This is a genomic window from Neomelitea salexigens DSM 19753 (genome assembly GCF_000422345.1).
Taxonomy (GTDB): domain Bacteria; phylum Pseudomonadota; class Gammaproteobacteria; order Pseudomonadales; family Spongiibacteraceae; genus Spongiibacter; species Spongiibacter marinus_A.
The window spans coordinates 99,768-126,433 of the sequence record NZ_AULP01000001.1 but is presented as its reverse complement, the minus strand read 5'-3'; the positions used below and the strand labels follow the sequence as shown (position 1 = coordinate 126,433).

Below are 26,666 nucleotides of genomic sequence, written 5' to 3'. Positions count from 1 at the left end.
ATGGCGACCGGCCAGCGGGAGATACAACTTCCCGGCGGTGCGTTAATTTATCAGGCGGATTTTGTACCGGCGCCGGATCAGTTGTTCCAGCAGTTGCGTGATCACGTTATGTGGCAGCAGCCGATGCTGCAGGTTTTCGGGCGTTGGTCTCCTACGCCGCGCCTGGTGAGCTTTGTCGGCGACGATGGGCTGAGCTATCGCTACAGTGGTCAGCAGCACGACAGTATGCCGTGGCCAGATGCTCTGTTACCGCTAAAAGCCGAACTGGCTGATAAATACGGCCTGTTATTCAACTGTGCATTATTAAATTACTACCGCGATGGCAAGGACTGCATGGGTTGGCACAGTGATAATGAGCGTGAGCTGGGGCCATCGCCGGCCATCGCTTCGGTCAGCGTGGGGGAGTGTCGGGATTTTCGGCTTCGGCCCTCGCCCAAGGGGTGTGCGGCGGGCCGTCCGCCCATGAGTATCGCACTGGAGCACGGTTCGCTGCTGCTGATGCTGCCGCCGACACAATCCCACTGGCAGCACAGTCTCCCCAAGCGTGCAAAACGCGGCCCACGGATAAATATCACTTTTCGTCAGCTGATTCGCTGAGCTCCCTGTAGCCTGAATATATCCCTAAATGGTATCGTTTGCGTCTTACACAGGGAGTAACACTATGATCACAGTGCTGGTTGCAGATGACCACGCCATGGTGCGGACGGGCATAGCAAGGATGCTAGACGACGCGGACGATATCAGTGTCATTGGCGAGGCGGCAAATGGCGAAGAGGCTATTCAACGTTGCCGCGAACTTCGGCCTGATATCGTGCTGATGGATATACGAATGCCGGGCATGGGTGGCCTTGAAGCCACCCGAAAACTTCAGCAGGTTGCGCCGGATACCCGGATTATCGCCGTCAGCGCCTGCGAACAGGAGCCGATGCCTAGCCGCTTATTGAAAGCCGGCGCCTGGGCCTACCTGACGAAGGGTGGTGACGACAGCGGACAAGAGGTGCTGACCGCCGTGCGCCAAGTGGCCAGCGGCAAGCGCTATTTAAGCCCCAGTATTGCCCAGGCCCTGGCGCTGAGGGGTTATGACGAGCATTCGGCGTCGCCCTTTGACAGCCTGTCTGAGCGAGAAATTCAGATCAGTATCATGATAGGCAATGGCTTACGCGTGCAGGATATTGCCGATACCTTGCATATTCAGGCGAAAACCGTGAACAGTTACCGCTATCGCATCTTTGAAAAGCTTGATGTCAATGGTGATGTGGCACTGACGCTACTGGCCATTCGCCACGGCCTCATCGAGGCTCCAAGCAGTAGTTGATAGGACAATATGGCGTCTTCGCAGAGTTTTGACCACCAGCGCTTTTTAAAGACGGTCACCCAAAAAGCGGGTGTCTATGTGATGCTCAGCGAAGCGGCCGATATTCTCTATGTCGGTAAAGCCAAAAATCTGCGAAACCGGCTGAGTAGCTATTTCCGCAGCGCCGGGCTGACCAATAAAACGATGGCGTTGGTGGCGCGCATTCATCAAATTGAAGTGACCGTAACCGGCACAGAGCGAGAAGCTCTGCTGTTGGAGCAAAACCTCATCAAGCAGTACCGGCCGCCCTATAACATCCTGCTGCGTGACGATAAATCCTACCCCTATATCTACCTGAGCAGCGATCATCGTCATCCTCGCCTGAGTCTGCACCGCGGCAGCAAACGCGCCAAGGGCACGTATTTTGGCCCTTACCCAAGTGCCGGCGCGGTGCGAGAGAGCCTGAGCTGGCTGCAAAAAGTCTTTAAAGTCCGCCAGTGTGAGGACAGCTACTACCGCAATCGCAGTCGGCCTTGCTTGCAATATCAAATTGGTCGCTGTACTGCGCCCTGCGTCGGCAAAATTTCCGATGACGAGTATCGGCGCGACGTCGCCTACACAGAAATGTTCCTCAGCGGGAAAAGTGCCGATTTGCAGGCCTCACTGGCCGATGAAATGGAGCGCAGTGCCGAGGCCCTGGAGTTTGAAAAAGCGGCGGAGCTGCGCGACCGCATCGGTTATCTGCAGCAAGTTCAAGCCAGCCAATGTATTGAGGGAGAAACCGGCGACCTGGATATCGTGGCCGGTGTTATCAACGCGGGTCTGTGTTGCATACAACTACTATCGGTCCGCGGTGGGCGGGTGCTTGGCAGTCGCAGTTATTTTCCCAAAAGCGCATTGGAGGAGGGCGTCCAAGATCACGTGGAAGCGTTTATCGCTCAGCACTACCTGACGGGTAGCGGCGCAATGGATTTGCCGAAGGAGCTGGTAGTCAATATCGAGCTCAACGATGCCCCGTTGCTGGCCAGCAGTTTAAGTGAGCAAGCAGGGCGCAGTGTTTCCATCGCGCACCGGGTGCGTAGCCAGCGCGCCAAATGGTTGCAGCTGGCAATTACCGCCGCCGAGCAGAACCTGCAGAATCGCTTGGCTGCAACAGAGAGTATGGCTGGCCGCTATCGAGCCCTGCAGGAGCTGCTTGATTTGGACGCGCCGCCGTCGCGACTGGAGTGTTTTGATATTAGTCACAGCAGTGGTGAGGCAACGGTCGCCTCCTGCGTCGTGTTTGACGATAACGGACCACTGAAGTCGGATTACCGCCGGATGAATATCGAGGGTATTACCGGGGGGGATGATTACGCGGCTATGAACCAGGCGCTGAGTCGCCGCTACAAACGTATCGCCAGCGGCGAAGTCCCCAAACCCGACATCCTGTTCATCGATGGCGGTAAAGGACAGTTGAACCAGGCGCTTACGGTTTTGCATGAGCTCGGCATTCGCGACCTGCTGACCGTGGGCGTTGCCAAGGGCTCCGATCGCCGCGCGGGATTAGAAGTGCTGATTCGCGGCGATAATGGTCGCGAACTCAGCTTGCCAGACAACAGTCCCGCGCTGCATCTTATTCAGCATATCCGCGATGAATCACACCGGTTTGCGATTGGTGGGCACAAAGCCCGTCGCGACAAGGCGCGTCGACAGTCGGGCCTGGAGGCGATTCCCGGCGTGGGCGCCAAGCGTCGCAGAGAGCTGCTGCGCCATTTTGGCGGTTTACAAGGGGTACGCCAGGCGAGTATTGCCGACCTGTGTCGCGTGTCGGGTATTAGCGAAAAAATTGCCCGTGATATCTATGAAGGACTGCGTAGCGCCTAGAAAAAGCCTAAAATAGCGCCAATTCAAAGAAATGAGAGCCCCATGAATATACCCAACGCCTTGACGCTATTCCGGATTGGATTGATTCCCGTGTTTGTAATCCTGTTCTATCTGGACTTTCCCGGTAGTTACATCGCAACGGCCGCGGTATTTGCGATAGCCGGCATGACCGACTGGCTCGACGGTTACCTTGCCCGCAAGCTTGAGCAGTCCACCCCGCTGGGCGCGTTTCTAGACCCCGTGGCCGATAAGCTTATGGTCGCCGTTGCCTTGGCGCTGTTGATAGAGCGCTACAACACCCTCTGGTTTACCGTGCCTGCCATCGTCATCATTGGTCGCGAAATTGTAATTTCCGCTCTGCGTGAGTGGATGGCGGAATTGGGCAAGCGCACCAGTGTAGCCGTTTCTTACTTAGGCAAAGTTAAAACGACGGCGCAAATCGTCGCGATTATCGGCCTGCTGATGATGCCGCCAGTGGAGGGCAGTTTGTGGTACCAAGCAAATATGCTGTGCTTGTATGTTGCGGCGGTATTAACCCTTTGGTCAATGTTGATCTATCTTCATGCGGCGTGGCCTGATTTGCGCGGCAAAGCGGAAGAAAACAGATAAAACTGCGATAAATCAGCAACTTTCCTTGACAGCAAGCGGCGAGAAGCTAGAATAGGCGCCTTCTTGAGTTGCCGCCCTGTTGGGTTCTTGTCTGGCATCTCAAAGTGCGGGAATAGCTCAGTTGGTAGAGCGCAACCTTGCCAAGGTTGAGGTCGCCGGTTCGAACCCGGTTTCCCGCTCCAATACTTGTAACCAGTCGGTTGGAGTATTAAAGGCGCGGTGGCAGAGTGGTTATGCAGCGGACTGCAACTCCGTGTACGCCGGTTCGATTCCGACCCGCGCCTCCATTTTTCTCCAGACATAATTCCCAGACATAAAAAAACGGCTGAATAATCAGCCGTTTTGTAGTGTTTCTTTACGTTTTCTTTATCTGAAATCAGGCAATGCCGACATGGCGGGTAGTGTCGTAATGACCCCGGTGCGCCTGGCTAAAGTGTTCCCAACTCATTGGCATTTTTTGGCGCCAGCGGCCGGGTAGGTTGCTCAGCGGCACCGCAATACCGTCGCTGTCACGCCAGAACAGCCAGTCACAGTGTAAATGCGGTGTCAGGCGGCTGGCAATTTGCGCGGCCGCGGGGCTTAGCTTGACGCCACGCAAGTCACTGCGTTTCATGGTAATGGCTTCGAGTAGCGACAGGTTTTCGCTCAAGGCAAACAAGATGGCAGCTCGCTCACCCCGCTCAAAGCGCGAGATCATATACCCCGTTTCTGACACATTGCTTAATGGGTCTGGCAGCAAGCTGTTAGCGGTTGCAATCCAACCGTTTTGCTCCGCTTGCTCGGCGGAAATTTGTAAACGGTGGAAAGCGTCGTGCCTAGCGCTTGCACCGTCCATTAGCTCAATGCGGTTAAGGGCTTCCGCAACATCCTTAAGAGCGACTTCCTCCAGTCGTAGGTCATAAAAGCATGTTTGTTTAAAACAGCTTAGGTCCACAAAGCAATTCAGGTCTGAAAATCGCATGGTTTATCCGCCTCTGTGCTCTAACGGTTTTATTATGTCTCTGGTCTGGCGTAGGAACAAATCCAGATACGTATTTTTCCCTATTGTTACAGAAAAACGTGCAGTGTGTCTCCTTTTCTAATGGTATTGCTGCGGCTATTTTGCTGCGAAATGACGCGAAAACCCCTAACTTAACTAGTGTTAAACCATGTATCTGCAGAAAAGTGTGCAGTAGTCTTTGGCCTTTATGCCAGCCCGTGCAGACATAGCGCCGGAGCGCTGAACACTGCGTGAATCCCTTACTGCCCCTCGCCAGCCTTCGTTTTATCCTTTTTGCTCAGTTTGTGTCATACCCGGTGGAGAGGGCGATCTTGGGGAAGCTGCGCGTAATACATTGCTTGCTTTGCGCTATAACGCTACCCAGCGCGTTGTTATTAGCGTGTTCCGAAAGACCAGAGCATCAGTTCCATGCTGGCGACGTACAATGGCGAGCGGAAACCTTTTACGGGCCGCGATTACGAGAATATATAGAACGGGGTAGCGAGGAGGTTTTGTTTAACACAGAGCAGCGCTTTCTGCTTCATTACCGGGCGGGAAGTCTGGCTTCTGTACTTGAGCGCTTAAAACTCTACGACTACGCTGTGGAGAAGACAAATGCGACATTTCTGCAGATTACGCTGCGCTTAAACAGTGAAGATAAGCTACACCAACTGCAACAAATCGATGCAATAACGGCGGTATCTCTCGCGCCAACGCAATCCCCAATTTCTAAATGAGACCCTAATATGACCTTATCCCCAGCAAAAATCGGATGTGCGATCGCGGGAATACTATGCCTGGGCGTGAGCTCAGCAACATTAAGTCAGGGGGCAGACACCGCGGTTAGCGAGCGATTGGGCAGCCATTTGCGGGATATTCGCGCAGGCGTCGGCCAACGCGACAGCACCGGGCTAACGCGCTTGATGCGCAGCAGCATGGAGCAAACGCGCTTGTTCATCACGTTGCGTATCAACCCGGAGAATGTCACGGACGAGGCTTTGCGCCGCGAAATAAACAGCCTGGCGGGCGTTGATCTGCGCTATCTGAGCGACGATAGGCGCTGGGCGCGCATCAGTGTTTCCAACCTGGATGTACTCGATCAGCTTAGTCAGCAGCCGTGGCTGAGTGAAGCAAGTTTTGCCCCGCCGGCCATTCTTCGCCGTGGCGAAGCCCGAAGCCGGGCAGGCGTTGCGCTGCGTAGCGAGCAACTGGCGGCAAGCTATACCGTTGATGGCAGCGGTCAAGCGATTGGTATTATCTCAGACAGTTTCTCGCACACCAGCAATGTCCGCGACGCCAATACCACGCCAGCAGTGGGTCAGGCCGGCACACTAATGGGGAGTCGGCCGCAAGACAGTGGCGATTTACCGCAAACCGTGCGCATCCTCGCCGATGGCAGCCGAGACGAAGGGGGTAATTTCGACGGTACGGATGAAGGCGCCGCTATGGCGGAGTTGGTGTACGACATCGCCCCCGGTGCCGACATTCTCTTTCACACCGCCGGAGGCAACCGCAGCGAGTTCGCCGATGCGATCAGCAACCTTTGTAATGGTGGCGCCAGCATCGTTGTCGACGATGTTCTATTTTTAACCGAGTCCAGCTACCAGGACGATTTACCCGCAATTGCGGCCAGTAATTGCGTCGCCAATGGGGTTCCCTATGTAAGTGCGGTCGGTAACGACGGCGACCAAGGGCATCGCTTTGTTTATCGCGACAGCAACCGTTTGGTCGATGAAGAGGGCGGTAATCGCAACGCACCGACCGGCAGCGACCTTCACAGCTGGTCGCAGAGTGGCACTGACCGCTTTATGGCGGTGACCTTGCCACCCCGGGCCTCAACGTTTGTATTGCTTAACTGGAATCAACCCAGTGCCAGTGTAAACCCAACCAACGGCGCGCAAGTCGACTTAGATCTTTACGCGACAACCCGCGCGGATATCAGTGCTCTCACCACCACTCATGCCAGTTTTTATGCGCGCGGCGCCAATACACAGGGCACCACCAATAACCCGCGTGGCGACGCCGTCGAGTTTTTATTGCTTGAAACCGGCAGTACTGCCCAGACATTTTACCTGGCCGTTGAGCATTATGCCGGCAGCCAGGGAGATATCCCGCAACAGAGTGGCGTGCCCTTGGAATTCCGGCTGCTATTTACCGGTACATCGCCTGACTCTGTTGAGTACGACTACAACGGCCCCAGTACGTGGGGGCACGCGCTTACAGCGGGCATTGCCGCCGTGGCGGCTGTGCCGTGGTGGGAGTCGCCGGAATTTGCACCCAGCCGTTACACCACCCCGGATATTGATCCCGAGCCGTTCACCTCTCGCGGTGGCAGCCAAACCATACAATTCGATTCCCAGGGTAACTACCAGCCCAGCAGCCGCAACCCGCCTGCCTTCGCCGGGGTGGATGGCAATAACACAACCTTCCTGGGTTCACCCTCCAGTAGTGCAGCCCCCGAAGACGGCGAGCCCGATGGTTTCCCCAATTTCTTTGGCACCTCGGCCGCTGCCCCCAATGTCGCTGCGGTTTTTGCGCTGATGTTGGAAGCGTTTCCGGCCGCAACGCCCGCGCAGTTAATCAGTGCCGCGCGCGATAGTGCCATTGATGTCACCGGATTTCGCGCCGTATCGGGCAACGACGATGTAACCGGCCCCGGCTTATTAAACGCCAGCGCAGCGGCCGACTTATTAGCGCAGCGTGTTGGCGAAGATGACAATACCGACGACACTCCGCCGCAAGATAATGACGGCGGCAATACCGGTGGCGGCAGCGGAGGTAGTGTCGGAGGCAGCTCCGGCGGAGGCGGCGGTGGTGGCGGGTGTTTTATCGCCACGGCCGCCTACGGTAGCTTTATTGCCGAAGATGTTGAGCTGTTGCGGGACTTCAGAGACCGCGTGCTGTTGCAGTTCGGCCTTGGCAGACAATTTGTCGCTTTTTACTACCAGCACTCGCCAAAACTCGCCAACGCCATTGCCGGGCGAGAATGGGCAAAATCAGTGGTTCGAGCTGGCCTGTACCCAATGGTGCTTTCTATTCGCTACCCGCTTAGCAGCGCGGCAGGCTTACTGCTATTGCTGCTGGCGTTGCACATCCGGCGTCAAAAAAAGCGCTGATTCAAGTGTAGAACAGCGCTAAGGCATTGTTTTTGAGGGGGGTAGGCAGTAGAATCTGCCGCCTCTACAAAAACCGCGACGGCTGCAATAGCCTCGTCGGCCTTTTGCCCGGATGGTGAAATTGGTAGACACAAGAGACTTAAAATCTCTCGACCTCACGGTCGTGCCGGTTCGATTCCGGCTCCGGGCACCAATCCCCAATTTAACACGCTGTAGCGTAGTATAGATTAAGGGTGCATATCCTTGATTTATAAGCGTTATTTAGGCGTATTGTTACACTCCTTTAACCGACACAATATGGTGTAATATGGTTTCGTATTACGCACAAATTACGCCAGAATGCGCCTGCAGTGCCTTTACGGCATCAATACTGACCGTTTCTAGAACAACACGTCGTATTCCTAGGTCATCACACTCCTCTTTGTTTGCCTCCCGACCTATTTTTCTGTGCAAATGCCGTTAAGATGCCCTTCAATAAAAAATACTGTCGAGGCAGGCTAGTTGACGAATAGAAACTGGGGTGGCGATATTGTTGTTTCCCAAGGTGTGGCGATATACCGAGGTCGCGTCGGCGATAATCGTTTGCATAGCCACTGGGCGTCGCAGTTAACCATAGCGCTGGATTCTGAGCTCATTTTTGAAACGCGCGCGGGTCGGCGCAGTGCCGGGGCGGTGTATTTCTCTTCAAAGACAGAGCATCGCCTTGAGTCGGGCTTTGTCTGTTCGATCTATCCTGATCCGCTGGCAGCGCCGCTTCGCGATAGTGTCGATTTTAAGCTGGTTGATGGCTGGGCGACGTTGCCATTGGATGGCTTACCTGCGTGGCTATCGGGAATTGACCGGGATACGGATTTACGGGCGCTAGTGGAATCGGGGCACTTGCTCAGGCCACGTCAAACGACAGATCCGCGATTTGCTTTAGTCGCCGAAGAAATCAGCGAGCAACTGACCTTGGGACGGGATATTAGTCGAGATGCCCTGGCGGCGGTCGCGGGTTTATCTCCTAGTCGTTTTTCGCATTGGTTTGTTGAGTGTTCTGGCGTGCCACTGCGGAGCTACAAAAAATGGCTCAAGCTGAGGCTGGCGGTGGATGCGGTGTTGGCGGGCCAGCCGCCAATGGAGGCGGCAATGCAGGCAGGTTTTAGTGACCTGGCTCATATGAGCCGTGTGTTTTCAGCGTCTTTTGGCTTTACCTATTCCGATGCGATGCGCGCGATGGCCCAATCAACCTTGGTATAGCTGTTTCGTTCAATACCTCTGCCAACTCACAGAGTAGAATGGTTCTTTTAGAATAATCTGCGGCTGATAGGGGAGTGCTGGCATGAAGGTCAGAGAGGGTTTCGTTGAGTCGCATGGCCATCGCCTCGCTTATTTGGCGGTCAATGAACACTTCGCGAGCGATGATCAGCCGGCGATTATCTTTATTCATGGAGTGCTGGCCTCAGTCAATTTTTGGCGAGACTGTGTGCCAGCCAGCTTCCGTGATAAGCGCGCGTGGTATGCCTTAAGTTTGCCCGCCCATCACCCCTCTACAGTGTCCGAAGGCTTTGCTTCGCAAGTGCTGGATGAACAGTGGTTTTACGACATTACTCAGGGCGCAATTGCAGCCTTGCTAGGTAGCGGAAAGGCGATTGTTATCGGGCACTCCACTGGCGGTTTCTGCGCGTTAAATCTGGCGATCCGTCGGGCGCCGAATGTGATTGGTGTTGTTAGTATTGCTGGCTTTCACAACGGTAACTGGGGCGGAGTGGAAGGCTTGCTCGTTAAACTGGCGGCTGCGGGGAGCTGGGCAAGAGGCTTGTTTGCAGTAAATATCTGGTTGGCCAAAAAAAGCGCATTCGTTCAGCGCCTGTTTGCCAGTTTGCTGGCCTATGACCGACATGCTTACCTGGCAAGCCCATTGAGTCAGAAGATGATCGACAATATTCGGCCTAATGTTCGCAGCCAAGACTCCTCGGCATTGTTTTATTTATTCCGAGGTATCAACCGTCTGGAGATTGCTGAGCAGCTGAATGACATTTCCATACCGTGCTATCTGCTCGCCGGTACTCACGACCCAGTTGTGCCAGCCGAGCAATCTCTGTTGTTGGCGGGAGCGATTGAGCAGGTAAAAACGGTCGTGTTCCGCAATGTTGGTCATATGCTGTTTATGGAGAGTACCGAGGTCTGCATGGCCGCCATAGAAGGCGCTGTTAACGATATTGCATCCCAGTACCGCTGTCGTCGCGCAGAAGATGAAGGAGAGCGCTGATGAACGCTATTAACGCAAACAATGTCATTGTCATCGGAGCTGGTTTTTCTGGACTGGCGGCGGCTGATGCACTCAATGCAGCGGGCCTGGCGGTAACCATTGTGGAAGCGCGTGACCGCGTGGGTGGACGGGCGCGCACAGAACAACAGGAAAATGGCATTTGGTTGGATTATGGCGGTCAATGGCTGGGGCCCGGGCAAGACGAAATGTATGCGCTGGCAAAGCGCCTGGGCCATAGCACCTGGCCGATGTATACCGCTGGCAAGCACCGCACCTTGTTTTCCGGGCGGCTCGGGGCTTATCGCGGCACCATTCCCCTTAACTTGTCACTGCGTGCACTCTCTAGCTTAGGCTATGCCTACTTACGCTTGCTGCGCCTGATGCGAAGGGTCGATAAAAATAGCCCGTGGCTGTCGCCGAGGGCACAGGAGCTGGATAGCCAAAGCATGGGGGAGTGGATGCGCGCGCATGTGCGTCACCCCGATGCATTCAGTGTTTTTCGTATTGCTGTCGAAAGTATCTTCGCGGCTCACCCGGACGATATCAGCCTGCTGCATGCGCTGTTCTATTTTCGCAGTGGTGGGGGCTTTTTCTCCTTGGTGGAATCCGAGGGTGGTGCGCAGCAAGACCGCTTGCAGAGAGGCGTGCAACCCTTGGCCGAGGCCTACGCTAAGGACTTGCAGCAGCGCGGTGTGCAGATTTTCCTCAATGCTCCTGTGCGCAGCATGGAGCAGACGGGGAGCGCAGTAACAGTAAAAAGCGATACCCGAGAGTGGCAGGCCGAGGCAGCAATATGCGCCGCGCCGCCAATATTGGCCCATGACATTGTATTTGCGCCGCCCTTGCCGGAGGCCAAGAAGGCGCTGCTGAACAATCTACAACCGGGCTGCGCCATTAAGTGTTTCGCTATTTATGAAAGGCCATTCTGGCGCAAACAGGGTTGGTCTGGCTCGGCGGTCTCGGATGTGCCTCCGGTGCATGTGTGTTTTGACGTAACGCCTCCCGATGAAACGCGCGGCATTCTCATGGGCTTTATCGAGGGGCGCGAAGGCGTCAAATACACGGAATTGGGTGAATCGGCGCGTCGGAAAGCCTTCTTGGAAGCGCTGACAAATTGGTTTGGCGATGAGGCAGCAACCCCTCTGGATTACTACGACCACAGTTGGCGAAATGATGACTGGGCGCGTGGTTGCTATGCCGGAGTCGCCGGTCCGGGTCACTGGACGTCCGTTGGGCATAGCATTCGTGCGCCGCACGAGCGGGTGTTCTGGGCGGGAACGGAAACGGCGACGCAGTGGAATGGCTATTTTGAAGGGGCGGTGCGCGCGGGTAAGCGCGCCGCTTCTCAAGTGATCGAGACTTTGCGTTGAAACGGTAGGTGATTCTCTGAGGGTATGGGTGAAAAATGCATGTCGGCACGATTAAGGAAATATGGCGTTTTCCTGTGAAATCGATGGGCGGTGAGCGCATCAGCGCAGCCAACATTGACTATGCGGGCTTTGCGGATGATCGCACCTGGGCGGTTCGCGATGACGAGACTAATGAGATTGCCACGGCTCGGCGTATTCCCAAACTAATGATGCTAAAGGCCCGCTACCTCACTGAGCCGACGACCGGCTTCGGTCCGGTTGCAGCGTCGCGGGTAGAGATCGAATTCCCAGATGGGCGCCGCGTGACTTCGGATGATCCCTATGCGTCGGCGATTTTGTCGATGTATCTCGGCAAACGCGTTACCCTGATACCGCGACCGGCTGCGCGAGACAAGGCTGCCTACCGCCTGACTCAGCCGATGAGCCCGCGAGAGATTCGCTATATATTGGGCATGGCGGCGGATGATCCAGACCCGGATTTTTCTTGGTTTTCGCTCAAAGTACTCACCAATTTGTCCAAATACACAACGCCGCCAGGCGCACTCTACGATGTCTATCCACTGCATTTCATCACAAGTGCCGCACTGGATAGCATGAACGCCATTTACCCTGAGGGAAACTTTTGCCCCCAGCGCTACCGGCCGAGTTTTGTTATCGAAACTAACCCCGAGTTAACGGGCATAGTGGAGAACAGCTGGCGCGGCCGTGACCTGCGTATCGGCGATGCCCTCATTCGCTGTAATCATCCAACTATCCGCTGTTCTATGCCCGGCACGCAGCAGCCCGGTATTCATCAAGACCCAAATGTTCCCCTCACGGTTATGCGGCATGCCGGTCAGCATCTGGGGGCGTACGCGAGCCCGCGCAATCGCGCGGCGATTCAACTCGGTGATAGCGTTGAGCTGGTCGACCAGGCAAGCACAAAACTCTACGTCTGGTTTGATGACGTTGGGCGTCGATTCAAGTCGCAGATCGTTAAGGCAGGGAATCGTATTGCCCAATGGCAGGAGCAGGAGCGGGCTCCGTCGTCAGCGGTAAAATCGCCTTATCCCAGGGGGTTCCGTCCTTTTACTCTGGTTAAACGGGAGCAGGAATCCAGCGACATTATCTCGCTGTGGTTTCAAGACCCGGAGCGCAGCGAGCTGCCGCGCTTTGTACCCGGTCAGCATATCGTGCTGGCCATACCGCAGATTGATGGCGGCCTAGTTTATCGGCCCTACACGCTGTCCAGCCCTGGCGATCAGTTGGATAGTTTTCGCATATCCGTGAAGCGCGAGGTCGGCACGGTGAGCGGTGAATCAGCGGTGGGCAGAGGCTCCGGTTGGCTGCATGATCAACTCGCCGTCGGTGATAGCGTGGCGATTAAAGATCCGAATGGGCAGTTTGGTGCCGTCCCGACAGATTCCCAGCCGCTCGCCTTAATTAGTACCGGCATCGGTATTACGCCCATGCTATCGATCCTGCAGAGTGTCGCCAAAGAAAACCCTAAACGGGATGTGCGCTTATTTCACGGCATTCGCGACCCGCAGGATTTTGCTTTCCAGGGTGCACTCGAGGCGCTGAAGCAGCATTTAGCCAATTTCCACTTACAGCTTTTTGTAACGGGGCAGGGGGGCGAGCGGCCTGTTGGCAGCCATGCGGGTCGCATGACCCCTGAGCGAGTGTGCGCTGCACTACCCGATGTCAACAAATATGACGTTCTGATCTGCGGAAAACCGGCATTCAGTAAGACCTTCCACGACGGCTTGTTGGCATGCGGAATCGCCGCAGAACGTCTTCACTTCGAGAGTTTCGGTGCTAGCCTCGGCGTCGATGACGGCGACCAAACCGTGTATCGCATCCACTTTAGCCAGAGCGAGCAAACAGTAAACTGGAATCCTGCACAGGAGAGTTTGCTTAGTTTTGCCGAAGAGCAGGGCATTGATGCCAATTCGGGCTGTCGCTACGGCGCCTGCCAGGCTTGCGAGTGTACCTTGCTTTCCGGCGAGGTCAGCTATCCCGACGATGTTCAGCCGCCGGGAGGCAAAAACAAAATCCTACTTTGCTCAGCGAGGCCAAAGTCGGACTTAACGCTAGCGCTGTAAGTTGCTGCCAATGTATGGGGTGCGACGAGTAGCACTCGGAGGTTTGTTGTCGATTACAACAAGCGTGTTTTAAAAATGCGGCAGCGCTTGGCTGAGTGCCGCCGCTTTGTTTGGGTAGCGTTAAATGTGTGGTCGCTTGTTTTTTGAACACAGTGCGTTGGTTGAAATGTTAGTCAGAACGCTGGGGTTTAATGACTTTCAAATGCCGTCGTTGCCCAATGTGGCACCGACTGAGGCCGTGCCTGTTGTACATTTTCTAGAAGGGCAGTTGACGATCAGCCCTATGCGTTGGTGGTTGGTGCCAGGTTGGTCAGACGGGCCAAGCACGAAGTTTGCAATGTTCAACGCCAGGATCGAATCGGTACTAACTAGCCGGGCCTACAAGGGGCCGCTCAAATACCGGCGCGGGCTTGTTCCGGCGTCAGCATTCATGGAGTGGCAGACGGTAGCGGGCAAGAAGCAGCCCTATTATTTTATCGGTGACCCAACGCCGCTAGCGCTGGCGGCTATCTGGGAGGAGTGGGGCGGGGAATTACTGTCGGTATCGGTGCTCACGCAGCCCGCCGATAGCAATTTTACCCGCTATCACCCGCGTATGCCGGTTATGCTGTCGGGCGAGCAAATAAACCACTGGCTCGACCACCGGCTTGCGCCACAAGACGTGCTGGCGGCTGTGTCTGGCGCAAGTGTTCCGCTGTTGGCCAGGGCGGTTGATCCCCAACTCAATAATGCCCGGCTGAAGGTCTTTCCCAATTCTTTCACACCATAGTATTCATGGCGGTTAACGCAGGCCCCACCACTTGGGCAGTAGTGCCCGGACTGCGGGCCGGCTAAAGCGATCATCGATTAACTCGATAACGCCGCGATCCTCCTCGGTGCGAATTAATCTCCCTGCCGCTTGTACCACTTTTTGTATGCCGGGGTAGAGGTAGGTGTAGTCATAGCCGCGGCCGTAGCGCGCTTCAAGCCGTTGCCGGAGAACTTCGTACAAGTCGTTGTGGGGAGGAAGGCCGAGGGTGGCAACAAACACGCCGATCAACCGTTCTCCTGGCAAATCTATGCCCTCGCCAAATACCCCGCCTAATACCGCGAACCCGACACTGGGGGTGGCATCGCCGGCTTCAGTGATAAAACTGTCTCTTTCAGTGGGAGGCATGCCTGGGCGTTGGCGCAATAGCCGCAATGTGGGGGCGTGCTCCCGAAGGTATTCAAACAGGGCGTTTAGGTAGTCAAAACTGCTGACATACACCAGGTAGTTGCCAGGGATTGCGGTCATTTGTTGCACGATACGGTCGCAAATTGGCGCGAGTGAGTGCTGGCGCTGCTGCTGACGCGTGTTGATTGAGGTGATGAGTCTCAGGTCTATTTGCTCGCGAGAAAATGGGCTCTCCACATCCTTAAAAACCGTATCGGCGGGCAGTCCCAGCAGGTCTTGGTGGTACTTAGGAGGGGACAGGGTGGCGGAGAACAACACGGTGCAGGCGGCGGCGTCAAAGCGAGGCCGCAAATGGTCGGCGGGAATGAGGTTGTCGATACACAGTTTGCCACTTCCCGGCTTGGCTTGAAGACTACCACTTACGGTTTCAAAGCTGAGCGTACACAGGGAGTGGTCTGCAAAGCTTTCAGCCAGGCGCAGAAAGGCGAGGGCGGTGAATAGTACCTGCTGTACATCGGCGGCGGCCGGGTGGTCAGTGAGGTAGTCGGTAATGGCGGCAATGACGCTGTACAGCGCGCTATTGAGCGCCTCTGGCACCTCGTCGAGATAGTATTGGTGGTGAAGTTCGAACTCGCTGTCCTCAAGATAGGGGCGAATCAACGCGGCCCAGGCGGTTTCCAGCTCAGAGAGCGGTTTGAGTAGCGGTGCCGGAACCTTGCGCACGGTGTAAAGTAACTCGGCCTCGGAAAGCTCCATGCTGTACATGCCGCGGGCCCGGTCGATAAGGTTGTGGGCTTCGTCGACCACCGGCATTACTCGCCACAGATGTTGCTGGGCCAAGCTGTATAGGAGGGCGAATTGATCGAAATAATGATTCACATCGCCCACCACAATATCTGACCAGCGCGCCATTTCCTGGGCGAGAAAGTAGCGGCAAATGTCGTGCTCCGCGGCAATCTGGCGCAGCGTTGTTTGGTCGAGACAGCGCGTCTGGGTCGCCTGCTGGCGCGCTGCGCTAAGCCTGTCGAAAAAACCATTGGCCAGGGGGCAGGAATCGCCGTGACAGGCTTTGTCTGGATGGTCACAGCTGGCTTCTTTGGCAGAGAGCTCCACGAATCGCAGGGGCACTGTGGTGTCTTGGTGGTCGAGGATGCTGCGAAGGCCATCTAAGCCGAGCTGGCGCCCGGTGTTGCGATTACTTAGAAAAAACACGCGATCGAGGTCGCTGGCTGGCATAGCCTTTAGCGCCGGGAATAAAACACCAACGGTTTTTCCGATGCCGGTCGGGGCTTGGAGTAACAGTGGCGTGTCGCGCCTTGCGGCCTTATAAACGTTTTCGGACAGTGCCCGTTGGCCGGTGCGAAAGTCCGGGTAGGGGAAACGCAGTGCCGTGAGGGCCTCGTCCCGCGCGTGGCGGTGTCCGGTTTCACTTTCCGCCCAGTGCCGATAGCGGTCGCAAAGTATGGTTAAAAACTGGGTCAGTGACGCGGCCTCGAAGGTTTGCGTGTCCTGCGTTTCCTGTTCGTCGCGGACTTCAAAGTAGGTGAGCCGTAGGTCGATATTGTCGCGTTTGTCGCGCATGCACAGTAGAGCGCCGTACACTTTTAGCTGCGCCCAGTGTAAGGCTCGCCGCCCGGGTCCAATGCGGTTGATATTTCCCCGATGCGTTTTAATTTCTTCCAGATAGCATTTGTCGGGGTTCGCGTAGTAGCCGTCTACGCGCCCGCTTATCGCAATGCCCTCGCACTCTCCGGTTAACCGGTATTCCGCGACATAGGGATCGGGACGGCGTTGTTGAACGGTGAGGTGGCCGATAATGCCCTCATCGGCGCTCGGTGCGGGGGTGTAGCGAAATTCCAGGCTGCCGCTTCGCGCGGCAAATTCGCAGAGGTTGCGCACCGATACCTCAATCATGATTTGCTCTCCCAATCGACTTCTGCAACGGATACGGGCAAACCGGCCTGAAGCATGGTTTCAATCCACAGGCGCTGATGGTCTTGCAGGCGGTCGCCGGGGCCTTTGACTTCAATCAGTTGATAGCGGCATTGGGCGGTATCGAATATCACCAGATCCGGCATACCGCGCCGGTGGTGGCGAAGATCGCTGAGTAGGTGGCGGAAAACGATGCGCAAATGCTCGGCAGGAATACAGCGTAGCGCCGCTTGGACCAGCGCTTCGCTCATTGCCGGCCAGTGTATCAATGCGCAGGAAACGCCGTGCTTGGCCTGCCAGATTTTCCATATTTCCTGCTGATAGGCCTTGGTTTCGAGTAAGCGTAAACGCTGGTCGATTAGTGTTTGCCGGCGAGTGACAAAATCGGCTCGAAATAAGTCGGCGGGGCCGGCCTGAAAAGGATGAAAGAAGGCGCCGGGCAGTGGTTCAAATAACACCGGCCAGAACAGCAATCCAAAAAGCCCAGTGAATAAGGTGTTTTCGCTATAGAAGCCGGTAAGCGCGCTATTTTCGGTTAGCGCGGTTAGCGTTGCAATTTCCACGCTGTGTTCAGATTTACGTAATAGCAGGGTCTGGCTGGGAATAGGCTGCACGCGCCGGACCGGGCTGCACGCGCCGGACCGGGCTGGACTGACCGGCCTTGCGCCGAAGGCGATGCTGAATCCGTTGTAAGTGCAGTCGAGTTTCCGGGCGCTGCACGTTGTGAAGTGACGCATCCAAACGCGGCAGCAGTTGCTCGGGTAAGGGTGTGGATTTTTCCAACACGCGAAACTGCCTGACCAGTGCTTCTTCTAAGGGGTTGTCGCGGTAGAGCTGTAGTGCGGTATCGATATCACCGCAGCGCTCAGCGTGATGGGCGAGCTGAAAGAGTAGTTTTTGTCGGCGGTGTTCCAGCCAGTTATTTGTGCTGGGGCCAGGCACCTGAAGCTCATTGACGGGAACGCCCTCTGCCAGGGCTGTTTGACAGTGGTAGATGTCGAGGTAATCGTCGACGTCATTGCGGTCTGAAAACGCGCGCGATTGTGGCGTGAAACTCACTGCCTCGTAGCGCTGATAGCCCAGCTCGGCGAGCACAAATTCCGACCAGTCTTGGTAGAGATTGCCGAAGAACATCAATCGAATTCGCTGCAATAGCGCGTCGCGAAGTAGGCTGATCGTGTTAATAGCGCCCTCGGGCCACCACTGCTGCATGGTTTGTGCGGAGTGATTGGCAACCAGGGTTTGCAGCGGCGCCAGCATCTCGCTTTTGCGCAGTGTTCGTGGGCAGTCAACGCCGCGGCTGGTCAGTAATTGCAGTAATTCCGCTCGGCGGCACAGCTTGTGAACGTCGTTGGCCGTTAATGTCGGGTTTAGCGCCACCCAGCCAGCGTCGACCAGTGGCCGTAGCGCGTCATCGATAGACGGAATCTCTCGATAGCGCAGCGCGTCGCCACGAAATAGTGTGCCACTGCGCATGCTTAGTCTGGCGAGTAATGCGCGGCTGTGCTTCGGTAGCGCGATAAACTGGTCGAGTATCGATCGTTCTGCCGTCTCCAATAGGTCACTGTGGTGGCTGCGTACCCAGTGAATAACCGTTTCCAGATTCGCCAGGTAGTACAGCGGATCGTTCAGCGAGGCGCGCTGAATTTCTGCGTTGTGATGGCGTTTATCCGGGGGCGCTGTTTTCATAGAGGGTGTTTGTGAATGAAGCAGGGGCCTTAGCAGTTAGAGGAAAGCGACTGGCGATACTGCGTCGATCGGTCTTCGCTCATCATACATTTTGTACTGTACGGGTGCACAGTGATAGACCGGGGCGGGCGGGAATGCAGCCGCGCGACTGTGGGGCGACTAAATAAACCGTAATCCAAATACGCGCTGTAACATCGTATACCGTAACAAACGGCGCAGTAGTGATGTGATCACCGCCGTGGCGGGTGAATTTTATCGGCGTCGGGATATCGCCAACCTATATCGGAGGGAAATGGCATTGCCGAATTCTACAAAGCGCGGGCGGCGCATCCTGGCGGCGGGGGCGCGTACCTTAGGGCGCGGCATTTTGCGCACCGTTACCCGATCAGATGCGGGGGCACACTGGGCGCGAGTAGGAGGCGACTGGTACGAAACCCTGGGGGAGCTTAAAGGTGCGGCAATGAAACTTGGCCAGCTAGCATCCCAGTATCACGATGTGCTGCCCCCGGAGTTGTCTAAGCAGTTGGCACGGCTGCAGGCCGATGCCGCGCCGTTGCCCTGGGAGCGCATCCGGGAAGTACTTGATGGACAGTGGTCAGCACATCAGTGGCAACTGATTGCAGAGATTGAACACGCGCCACTGGCCAGTGCCTCGATTGGTCAGGTGCATGTGGCAACACTTCGTGACGGGCGAAAAGTGGCAGTAAAAGTACGCTACCCTGGTGTTGCTGCGGCGATGGACGCTGATATTAATAACCTAGGCAGAATGCTGCGCATGGCGGGCATTTTGCCCTTTGATGGCGCCAGCCTGAAGGCCGTGCTGGAAGAGGTTCGCGAGCGGATGGCCGAGGAGATGGATTACCAGCGCGAGCGAGAACATTTAGAAATTTTTGCCGGCTTGCCAAATCGCGATGGCATCATCGTTCCCGACGTCGTCACTGAGCTCTGCAGTCCATCGGTGGTGGTAACGGAGTTTGTCAGCGGTAGCGGCATTGAGGTGGCGCAACGCTGGCCTCAGGCTGTGCGCGATCGCATTGGTGAGCGCTATGTCGACTGGATGGTGGCGCAGATATTTGATCATGGTATTGTCCACGCCGATCCGCACCCTGGTAACTACAGTTTCCGCAAAGACGGCAGCATTGTTGTTTTCGATTTTGGTTGCGTGAAGCGCGTTAATGGCAAAGACCAACGGCTGATCGCCGAGCAAGTGCGTGCGGTGGTTGAGCGCAATATGGCGGCGCTGCATCAATCGCTGGGTGAGATGGGAAGTTTGGCCAAGCCGGGCCGTCAGCCCTCTGCTGGCCTGGAGCGCGCATACACGGAAAGCACCGAATTTTTGCATGAGCGGATGATTGTCGAGCCACCATTCGATTTTGCAGATCCGAGTTTTATTACCGACGCCCGGGCGATCGCGCGGCGCGCACTGCCGGTATGGGGGCAATTTAAGCCGGTTCCTGACCTGGCCTTCGTCGCTCGTTCTCTCAGTGGTGGCTACTGGTTGCTGCGCAGGCTGGAAGCGCAAGTCGATTTACGTGAGCGCATTGTGGAAATTGCAAAACGGCGCCACTAGCTAAGGTCGTTATTCAGGCTCGATTCAGGCTGAGCGCGCCACACTGGCTTCACTGTTCACTCTTGGAGTACTGCAATGAAGCCACAACTGATGGGCTGGGCGCTTTTACTTTCTACTACCTCAGGTGTTGCGATGGCCGGCCACGCTGGCGGGCATTATTCTTCCTATAGCCGCTCCCCTAATTTTTATTTATTCGGAGGCCTGGGAGCCTCTGAGTTCACCACCGATGCCGGTGATATTCGCTACAGTTTTGGCGACGGCTCACTGAGAGATATCGAGGTGGATAACCAGTCTACCGCTGGGCGTTTTGGATTTGGGATTGTGCTCAGTGAGGCGCTGTCGCTGGAGCTGGGTTACGCGCACTTAGGCGAGCTCAGCGCCAGAGCGCAATCCGACGGCAGTCAGGTGTTAAATAATGGCTATGCGCCCGGGCCGGTTGCGATCGATGGCGACGTAGACGGCGCGTTTTTTGGTGTGCGCTTTCATACGCCAATGTCAGAACCGGCGTCGGCCTTTTTCCGAGCGGGGATGTATGGCTGGACAATGGAGGGCTGGGTGGACGACAGCGATCGCCGCGGCCAATTCACCCTTGAGGGTAGCGATCCCTACGTGGGCGTTGGCTTTATGATGGCGATCTCGCCCGCCGCTGCGGTATCGCTTTCCTATGATTACTATCCTCTGGAAGACGACCGCCGCTCCTTCGACTCAGCAGCCGATGTGCTGTCGCTGGATGTGGTGATGAGCTTCTAGCAAGTTACGGCCATGTAACCCGATAATAATGCATTTTCGCCGCATGTTCTGCGAATTATGAACAAGCTGTAATGGGGTTGTCAGCATCTTTTCTCCATAATCGTCGTTTATAAAAAATAGTCGTATGCTCGCTGCTGAGCATGCAGATCTAGTACGGAGAAAATATGACCAGTCTGGCATTTACGCTAAACGGTAAGGCCGTTGAACTTGATGTTGACCCGAGCACACCGCTGTTATGGGTCATTCGCGACGAGCTGGCAATGACCGGCACCAAGTTCGGTTGCGGCATGGGGCTGTGCGGCGCATGCACGGTGCACTTAAACGGCAACCCTATTCGCAGCTGTAGCTTCCCTGTTCAGGGGGCCGTAGGCCAGGCAATCACCACGATTGAAGGCTTGGTTGACGAGCAGGGTGGCCTCCACCCGGTTCAGGAAGCCTGGATCGAGCACAATGTTCCCCAGTGTGGATATTGCCAGTCCGGTCAAATTATGTCGGCGGTGGCCTTGTTGGAAAGCAATCCGCAACCGAGCGATGCCGATATCGATGCGGCCATGTCCGGTAATATCTGCCGCTGCGGTACGTATTCAAAAATTCGCGCGGCGATTCACGCTGCAGCAGCGGGCGTGCAACATTATGACCCCCAGGCAAATAAAGCGGAGGTGGCGTCATGAGTATTCGTCGTCGCCGTTTTATCCAAGGTAGTGCCGCCGTCGGCGGGTCCCTGGTTCTGGGCGTTAATCTCACCGGTTGTGGGCCAACGCCGCTGCCGCATGCCGCGTCAGCAGACCTTCAACCCAATGCGTTTTTGCAGCTGAGCCCCGACGGGCAGATAACCTTGCAGCTGCACAAATCGGAAATGGGTCAGGGAACCTACACAGGAATGGCGACGATGGCCGCCGAAGAGCTGAACATGCCGCCAAGCATGCTGCATATCGAACAAGCTCAATTCCATCCGGATTTTATCGACCCCGATTTCTACGTAATGCTTACCGGTGGCAGCTCATCGATTCGCACCAGTTTTGAGCCCTTGCGTAAAGCTGCCGCCAGCCTTGCGTATTTGCTGCGCAGCGCCGCGGCGGAGCAGGCGGGCGTGGATATTGCGACAGTGATGTTGCGCGATGGAAATGTTTATATCGGTGATTTAGAGGTTAAGCCGGCCAGCCTGATTGATCGGGCTCGTCAACAAGAATTACCCGAGGAGGTGCCGCTCAAAGCCGCGCGCGACTACCGTTTTATTGGCAAGCACAATGCGCGCTTAGATGCTCGGGCAAAAGTGACAGGGCAGGCCGACTTCGGTCTTGATGCCCAGTATCCTGGCGCGCTGAGCGCCGTGCTGGTGCGCTGTCCACATTTTGGCGGCAGCTTAAAAAGCTTTGATGCCAGCGCTGCGCTGGCCAGCCCCGGTGTTGAGCAGGTGCTTGAAGTCGACGGTGCCGTGGCGGTATTGGCCGGTAATTATTGGCAAGCGCGCCAGGCGGCAAACAAAATCAGCGTTGAGTGGAACAAGGGGCCGCTGGCTGGTGTGAGTAGTCGAGCACTGCGCGCCCAGCGGCACGAACTGGCAAAGACTGAAGAAGGCAAACAAGTTGAAGAGGTCGGTGAGGCAAGTGCCGCGGTAGGGGAGCGCTTTGAAGCTTTCTACGACGTGCCACTCCTGGCACACGCTACGATGGAGCCGATGAATGCGCTGGCCGTTGCCAGTGACGATGGCATAGAAATCTGGTCTGGTATGCAGGGTGTGCAGTTGGCACTTGATGCGGTAGAACGTGCCACCGGGATCGAGCGTTCGCGGATTCGTCTGCATAACCACTTTTTAGGTGGTGGCTTTGGGCGACGCATTCAAAATGACTATGTGGTTGAAGCAGCGCGTATTGCCCAACTTTCTGGCAAGCCGGTCAGGTTGGTATGGAGTCGTGAAGACGACACTCGCCACGACTTCTATCGGCCTGACGCGACGGCGCTGATGGCGGCGACCATCGACGGTGACAGCATTAGTAGCATGCAGATTAAAGCGGTCGCACCGAGTATCTTTGGCCAGTTTTTACCGCTAATGACCCGCAGTTTGTTGCCTCGCTGGCTACCCTCAGGTATTCACGATGGCATTGGTGACATGGCGGCTGGGTCAGACCCCTCAGCCAGTGAAGGCTTGATTCATACTCCGTATAATTTTGCCTACAAGCGCAGTAACTACGTGATGCAGGACGTGTCTGCGCCGCTGGGTTACTGGCGCTCAGTGGGCCATTCGCAGAATGCGTTCTTTATGGAAGGCTTTATCGACGAACTGGCTCACCAAACCAACAAAAATCCGCTGGATTTTCGTCTGGCCAATATGGATCCGGAGTCTCGCCACTTTGCGGTGTTGAGCAAGGCCGCTGAACTGGCTGATTGGGGTAACCCGCCTGCCGGTCAGTATCAGGGCTTAGCGGTGCATGAATCCTTTGGCAGTGTGGTGGCAGAAGTGGTGAATGTGTCAGCTGACGGTGGGCGCATTCGGGTGCACAAGGTGACGTGTGTTGTTGACTGCGGCCAAGTGATTAACCCGGATATTGTCGTCGGGCAAATGCAAAGTGGCATTAACTTTGGTTTGACGGCGGCCTTGAAAGGCGAAATCACTCTTGAGGACGGCGCTGTCCAGCAGAGTAACTTCCACGATTATCAGTTGCTGCGGATTAACGAATCCCCAGAAATTGACGTTCATATTCTGCCGAGTACCAACCCGCCCAGCGGCGTCGGTGAGCCAGGTACGCCACCCGTGGCACCGGCGCTGGCCAATGCCATTTTTGCGGCGACCGGGCAACGTCTGCGCGAGCTTCCTTTGCGTTTGAGCTAAGTCTGCAGTGAACTGATAAAGGCTAATTAAACCGCCGCCGCTTTGGCGGCGTGTTTAGCTGCATCTTCGCCAATCTTCTGCCAAACTGGTGTTTTTGCCTCTCTTCACGGCAACGATGGACCGTATCTATGAGTTCCGAATCCCAAAACCCTATTCGTTATCCGTTCTCCCAAGCGCCTGCTAAAGGGGAGTGGATTGAAGTTGCGCCCGGCGTCTTTTGGTTGCAGATGGCGCTGCCCATGGCCTTGGATCACATTAATTTATATGTGCTGGACGACAGCGACGGTTGGTATATCGTCGATACTGGCATGAAAACAGGGGATACCCAGGAGCGCTGGCAGTTATTGTTCGACGGCCCGATGGCGGGCAAGCCGCTCAAGGGGGTTATCTGTACCCATATGCACCCCGATCATATTGGTCAGGCGGGTTGGCTTTGCCGCGAGCACCGCGTGCCCCTGTATATGAGCTTTGGCGAATATATCAGCTCGCGCGTGTTTAGCTCGATGGGGCAGGGTGATCTGGAATGGACCACTGAGCGCTATTTTCAGAACGCCGGCATTCCCGCGGACGTCATCGAGAAAATGCGCAATAAATTCCGCGGCTTCGGCAATATCGTTGAGCCAATGCCCAAGGCCTACCAGCGCCTGAGAGACGGTCAAACGCTGAAGATTGGTGGCCGACGATGGCAGGTAATGACAGGCAGTGGGCATTCGCCGGAGCATGTCAGCCTGTTTTCTGCCGACGATAAACTGTTGCTTTCCGGCGACCAAATTATTCCGCGCATCACGTCAAATGTTAGCGTGATGCCCAGCGAGCCAGAGGCCAACCCCCTTGCGGACTGGTTTGCCGCCCTCACGCGCTTTCGTGAAGCATTACCTGCCGACACCTTGGTGATGCCCGCCCACAACGCGCCGTTCTATGGTGTGCATTACCGCCTAGAATATTTGATTGATCATCACAAAGGGCACTTAGCAGCTGTTGAGAAGGCCTGTGAACAGCCCAAATGTGCCATTGAGCTTTTCGATGTTTTGTTCGCGCGCAAGGTCGAGATGAGCCAATTAACGCTGGCCCTCGGTGAGTCCATTGCCCACCTGCATTACTTGTATTACCAGGGGCGCTTACAGCGTCATCTCGACGAGCAAGGCGTTTATCGCTACAGCAGTTTAGACCCGGATGGCAGCCCTTACTCGCGCTGCCCGCATCAGCCCGATGATGGCCCGATGGAGGTATAGAAATGAGCGATTGTATTTTTTGCCAAATTGTTGCGGGCCAACTTCCCTGTCACGAAGTGTATCGCGATGATCAGTTACTGTGTTTTATGGATATCGCACCGGCCAGTAATGGCCACTGCTTGATAATTCCGCATGAGCACCACGATGACATTTTTACCATGTCAGACACTTTGCTGGCGGCAGTAAACCAGTTCGCTGGACGCCTTGCGCCCATTTTAAAGGCGCACTGCCAAGCAGATGGCATTGGTGTTCATCAGCTAAACGGCGCCGCTGCCGGGCAAACCGTTTTTCATTACCACATGCATTTGATTCCCGCGTATCCGGGGCAAAGCATTCAAATACACGGTCGCGCCCAGGGTGACCCACAGCAATTGGCTGATAACGCGACGGCGTTACGTGAGGCGCTGGCCACGGGTAATTGACCGATTTTGTCCATGCGCTGGCGTCTAATGCTATTGAGGCGATGATGCCTTGCCCCGAGAATGTGTGCACACAACGAAAACAAGGAGCCATGCCATGCCAATGCCCAGTGACGTTAAGGTAGTCGACCTGATGCTGAGTGTGCCCGGCGAAGACAATAGCCAGTGGTACGAGTTCATGAAGCCACTGCTGATGGACGAAGAGAGCCGCAATCTGTTCAAGATGCCCGCTCAGTACATGTTTAAAGACATTCCGGATACCGGCAAAAAAGAAGATTACATCGCTTACACCATCGAACAGATGGACAAGCACAATATCGAAATTGCCATGACCGGCATTGACGATCACAACGAAGTCGCCAAGGAAGCGCTGCGCCGTCACCCCGACCGCTTTATTTGCAGCTACGAAGCCAACCCCAACAATGGCATGGAAGAAGTGCGTAAAATCGTGCGGCTGCACGAAGAGTACGGCATTAAGGCCGTTACGGGCTTCGCCTCGGGCCTGTGTCCGCAAGTGCCTTACAACGACAAAAAATGGTATCCGATCTACGCCAAACTGGTAGAGCTGGATATTCCGTTCTGTCCCTGTGTGGGCGTGCCCGGGCCGCGTCTGCCCATGGCTCCGCAAAAAGTGGAGCTGCTGGACGAAATTTGCTGGTTCTTCCCCGAGCTGAAAGTGGTCATGCGTCACGGCGCCGAGCCCTGGGAAAAACTGGCGTGGAAGCTCATGCTCAAGTACCCCAACCTGTACTACATGACCACCGCGTTTGCGCCCAAGCACTACCCGGAAGAAATCATCAAGTTCGCCAACACCCGTGGCGCCGACAAGGTGATGTACGCGGGCTACTTCCCCATGGGGCTGTCACTGGACCGCATCTTCAAAGATCTGCCCAATGTCCCGCTGAAAGACGAAGTATGGCCGAAGTTCCTGAGTGAAAACGCACGCCGTGTGTTCAAGCTCGACTGATTCACCCGCTTGGGTCATGCGCGATAAAACGGCAGTCACTAGACTGCCGTTTTTCGTTGTACTGGCGTTATATTTTTAACGATAACAATAAGAGGGCATTGCCGTGAGCTTGAGCTTGCAAGAGATTTCTGACCGCCTTGAAATACAGGACCTGCTATTCCATTACGCCGATATTATCGACCGGCAGGCGGCCGACGAGCTGCGTGACGTGTTCACGCCGGACGCGGCGATAGACTACAGCGCTTTTGGTGGCTCAGTGGGTGATGTGGAGACCACAATCGCGTTTTTGAAGGAAGCGCTGCCTGCCTTCAGTAATACCCAACACCTGAACGCGAACATTCAGATACGCGTTGACGGTGACCGCGCAACCGGGCGGGTAATGTGCTTTAACCCGATGGAAATGCCGCTGGGTGAAGAAAGCCAAGTATTTATGCTGGGCCTCTGGTACGTAGATGAATACCGCCGTGGCGACAATGGTTGGCAAATTTCCAGCCGCCGTGAAGAGCGCAGCTGGGTATTTAATGTGCCCGACTTTATGGGCTTGTAAGAGGC

General features: G+C 55.7%; 22 protein-coding genes and 3 tRNA genes. 21 read left to right on the top strand and 4 right to left on the bottom strand.

The annotated features are described in order from the left end of the window. The 6 genes from H573_RS0100585 (at position 1) to H573_RS0100560 (ending at position 4,056) form a co-directional block, all read left to right on the top strand. Complete coding sequence (locus tag H573_RS0100585; protein ID WP_036255406.1) at positions 1 to 597, top strand: alpha-ketoglutarate-dependent dioxygenase AlkB family protein; 597 nt, start codon at positions 1 to 3, stop codon at positions 595 to 597. A 64-nt stretch (positions 598 to 661) separates the two neighbouring features. Then, on the top strand, positions 662 to 1,315 hold the full coding sequence (locus H573_RS0100580; protein ID WP_027872576.1) for a response regulator: 654 nt from the start codon (positions 662 to 664) through the stop codon (positions 1,313 to 1,315). A gap of 9 nt (positions 1,316 to 1,324) precedes the next feature. After that, a complete protein-coding gene (uvrC, locus tag H573_RS0100575) occupies positions 1,325 to 3,160 on the top strand; it encodes an excinuclease ABC subunit UvrC (protein WP_027872575.1) in 1,836 nt (611 codons plus the stop codon). Positions 3,161 to 3,202: 42 nt separating this feature from the next. Beyond that, positions 3,203 to 3,769: a CDP-diacylglycerol--glycerol-3-phosphate 3-phosphatidyltransferase gene (pgsA, locus tag H573_RS0100570; RefSeq protein WP_027872574.1), complete on the top strand. Its 567-nt coding sequence runs from the start codon at positions 3,203 to 3,205 to the stop codon at positions 3,767 to 3,769. Between the two features lie 106 nt (positions 3,770 to 3,875). Continuing rightward, a tRNA-Gly gene (locus H573_RS0100565) sits at positions 3,876 to 3,951 on the top strand. 31 nt (positions 3,952 to 3,982) lie between these two features. Beyond that, positions 3,983 to 4,056: transfer RNA gene (locus H573_RS0100560), tRNA-Cys, on the top strand. 89 nt (positions 4,057 to 4,145) lie between these two features. Here the strand turns inward: H573_RS0100560 and H573_RS0100555 are convergent. Next, complete coding sequence (locus H573_RS0100555) at positions 4,146 to 4,730, bottom strand: hypothetical protein (RefSeq protein WP_027872573.1); 585 nt, start codon at positions 4,728 to 4,730, stop codon at positions 4,146 to 4,148. 821 nt (positions 4,731 to 5,551) lie between these two features. Here H573_RS0100555 and H573_RS0100545 point away from each other — a divergent pair. The 7 genes from H573_RS0100545 (at position 5,552) to H573_RS16405 (ending at position 14,338) form a co-directional block, all read left to right on the top strand. After that, a complete protein-coding gene (locus H573_RS0100545; RefSeq protein ID WP_027872571.1) occupies positions 5,552 to 7,864 on the top strand; it encodes a S8 family peptidase in 2,313 nt (770 codons plus the stop codon). Between the two features lie 106 nt (positions 7,865 to 7,970). Further along, a tRNA-Leu gene (locus H573_RS0100540) sits at positions 7,971 to 8,057 on the top strand. A gap of 308 nt (positions 8,058 to 8,365) precedes the next feature. Then, a complete protein-coding gene (locus H573_RS18695) occupies positions 8,366 to 9,103 on the top strand; it encodes a helix-turn-helix domain-containing protein (protein ID WP_084497806.1) in 738 nt (245 codons plus the stop codon). An 82-nt stretch (positions 9,104 to 9,185) separates the two neighbouring features. Further along, entirely contained in the window at positions 9,186 to 10,115 is a 930-nt protein-coding gene (locus tag H573_RS0100530; RefSeq protein WP_027872570.1) for an alpha/beta fold hydrolase, read from the top strand. Further along, positions 10,115 to 11,485, top strand: coding sequence for a flavin monoamine oxidase family protein (locus H573_RS0100525; protein WP_036255405.1), 1,371 nt, complete (start codon positions 10,115 to 10,117; stop codon positions 11,483 to 11,485). The genes H573_RS0100530 and H573_RS0100525 overlap by 1 nt, the downstream gene beginning before the upstream one ends. 35 nt (positions 11,486 to 11,520) lie before the next feature. Next, positions 11,521 to 13,569: an MOSC N-terminal beta barrel domain-containing protein gene (locus H573_RS0100520; protein ID WP_027872568.1), complete on the top strand. Its 2,049-nt coding sequence runs from the start codon at positions 11,521 to 11,523 to the stop codon at positions 13,567 to 13,569. Positions 13,570 to 13,693: 124 nt separating this feature from the next. After that, positions 13,694 to 14,338, top strand: a complete 645-nt coding sequence (locus H573_RS16405; RefSeq protein WP_051170775.1) for an SOS response-associated peptidase — start codon at positions 13,694 to 13,696, stop codon at positions 14,336 to 14,338. 12 nt (positions 14,339 to 14,350) lie between these two features. Here H573_RS16405 and H573_RS0100510 read toward each other — a convergent pair whose 3' ends face one another. Genes H573_RS0100510 through H573_RS19575 form a run of 3 tightly spaced genes read right to left on the bottom strand, consistent with a single transcriptional unit; the run spans position 14,351 to position 18,346 of the window. Further along, positions 14,351 to 16,639 carry an ATP-dependent DNA helicase gene (locus tag H573_RS0100510; protein ID WP_205618878.1) on the bottom strand — a complete coding sequence of 763 codons (2,289 nt, stop codon included), beginning with the start codon at positions 16,637 to 16,639 and terminating at the stop codon, positions 14,351 to 14,353. Next, positions 16,636 to 17,220 carry a VRR-NUC domain-containing protein gene (locus H573_RS18690; protein ID WP_161624216.1) on the bottom strand — a complete coding sequence of 195 codons (585 nt, stop codon included), beginning with the start codon at positions 17,218 to 17,220 and terminating at the stop codon, positions 16,636 to 16,638. Before H573_RS18690 ends, H573_RS0100510 begins: the two co-directional genes overlap by 4 nt. Positions 17,221 to 17,233: 13 nt before the next feature. Beyond that, positions 17,234 to 18,346 carry a PDDEXK family nuclease gene (locus H573_RS19575; RefSeq protein ID WP_051170772.1) on the bottom strand — a complete coding sequence of 371 codons (1,113 nt, stop codon included), beginning with the start codon at positions 18,344 to 18,346 and terminating at the stop codon, positions 17,234 to 17,236. 298 nt (positions 18,347 to 18,644) lie between these two features. On the opposite strand from H573_RS19575, the gene H573_RS0100500 reads away from it, so the two are divergent. The 8 genes from H573_RS0100500 to H573_RS0100465 all read left to right on the top strand — a co-directional run bounded on the left by H573_RS0100500 (position 18,645) and on the right by H573_RS0100465 (position 26,661). Beyond that, on the top strand, positions 18,645 to 19,916 hold the full coding sequence (locus H573_RS0100500; protein ID WP_161624215.1) for an ABC1 kinase family protein: 1,272 nt from the start codon (positions 18,645 to 18,647) through the stop codon (positions 19,914 to 19,916). Between the two features lie 75 nt (positions 19,917 to 19,991). Further along, positions 19,992 to 20,666 (top strand): porin family protein, encoded by a 675-nt coding sequence (locus H573_RS0100495; RefSeq protein WP_027872565.1) that lies wholly within the window; start codon positions 19,992 to 19,994, stop codon positions 20,664 to 20,666. 164 nt (positions 20,667 to 20,830) lie between these two features. Further along, positions 20,831 to 21,337: a (2Fe-2S)-binding protein gene (locus tag H573_RS0100490; RefSeq protein ID WP_027872564.1), complete on the top strand. Its 507-nt coding sequence runs from the start codon at positions 20,831 to 20,833 to the stop codon at positions 21,335 to 21,337. Continuing rightward, on the top strand, positions 21,334 to 23,496 hold the full coding sequence (locus H573_RS0100485) for a xanthine dehydrogenase family protein molybdopterin-binding subunit (RefSeq protein WP_027872563.1): 2,163 nt from the start codon (positions 21,334 to 21,336) through the stop codon (positions 23,494 to 23,496). Before H573_RS0100490 ends, H573_RS0100485 begins: the two co-directional genes overlap by 4 nt. 128 nt (positions 23,497 to 23,624) lie before the next feature. Continuing rightward, positions 23,625 to 24,728, top strand: a complete 1,104-nt coding sequence (locus H573_RS16395) for an MBL fold metallo-hydrolase (RefSeq protein WP_084497802.1) — start codon at positions 23,625 to 23,627, stop codon at positions 24,726 to 24,728. A gap of 2 nt (positions 24,729 to 24,730) precedes the next feature. After that, on the top strand, positions 24,731 to 25,150 hold the full coding sequence (locus H573_RS0100475) for an HIT family protein (protein WP_027872562.1): 420 nt from the start codon (positions 24,731 to 24,733) through the stop codon (positions 25,148 to 25,150). A gap of 94 nt (positions 25,151 to 25,244) precedes the next feature. Further along, on the top strand, positions 25,245 to 26,114 hold the full coding sequence (locus tag H573_RS0100470) for an amidohydrolase family protein (protein ID WP_027872561.1): 870 nt from the start codon (positions 25,245 to 25,247) through the stop codon (positions 26,112 to 26,114). Between the two features lie 103 nt (positions 26,115 to 26,217). After that, positions 26,218 to 26,661 carry a nuclear transport factor 2 family protein gene (locus tag H573_RS0100465; RefSeq protein ID WP_027872560.1) on the top strand — a complete coding sequence of 148 codons (444 nt, stop codon included), beginning with the start codon at positions 26,218 to 26,220 and terminating at the stop codon, positions 26,659 to 26,661. The last annotated feature ends 5 nt before the right edge of the window (positions 26,662 to 26,666 follow it).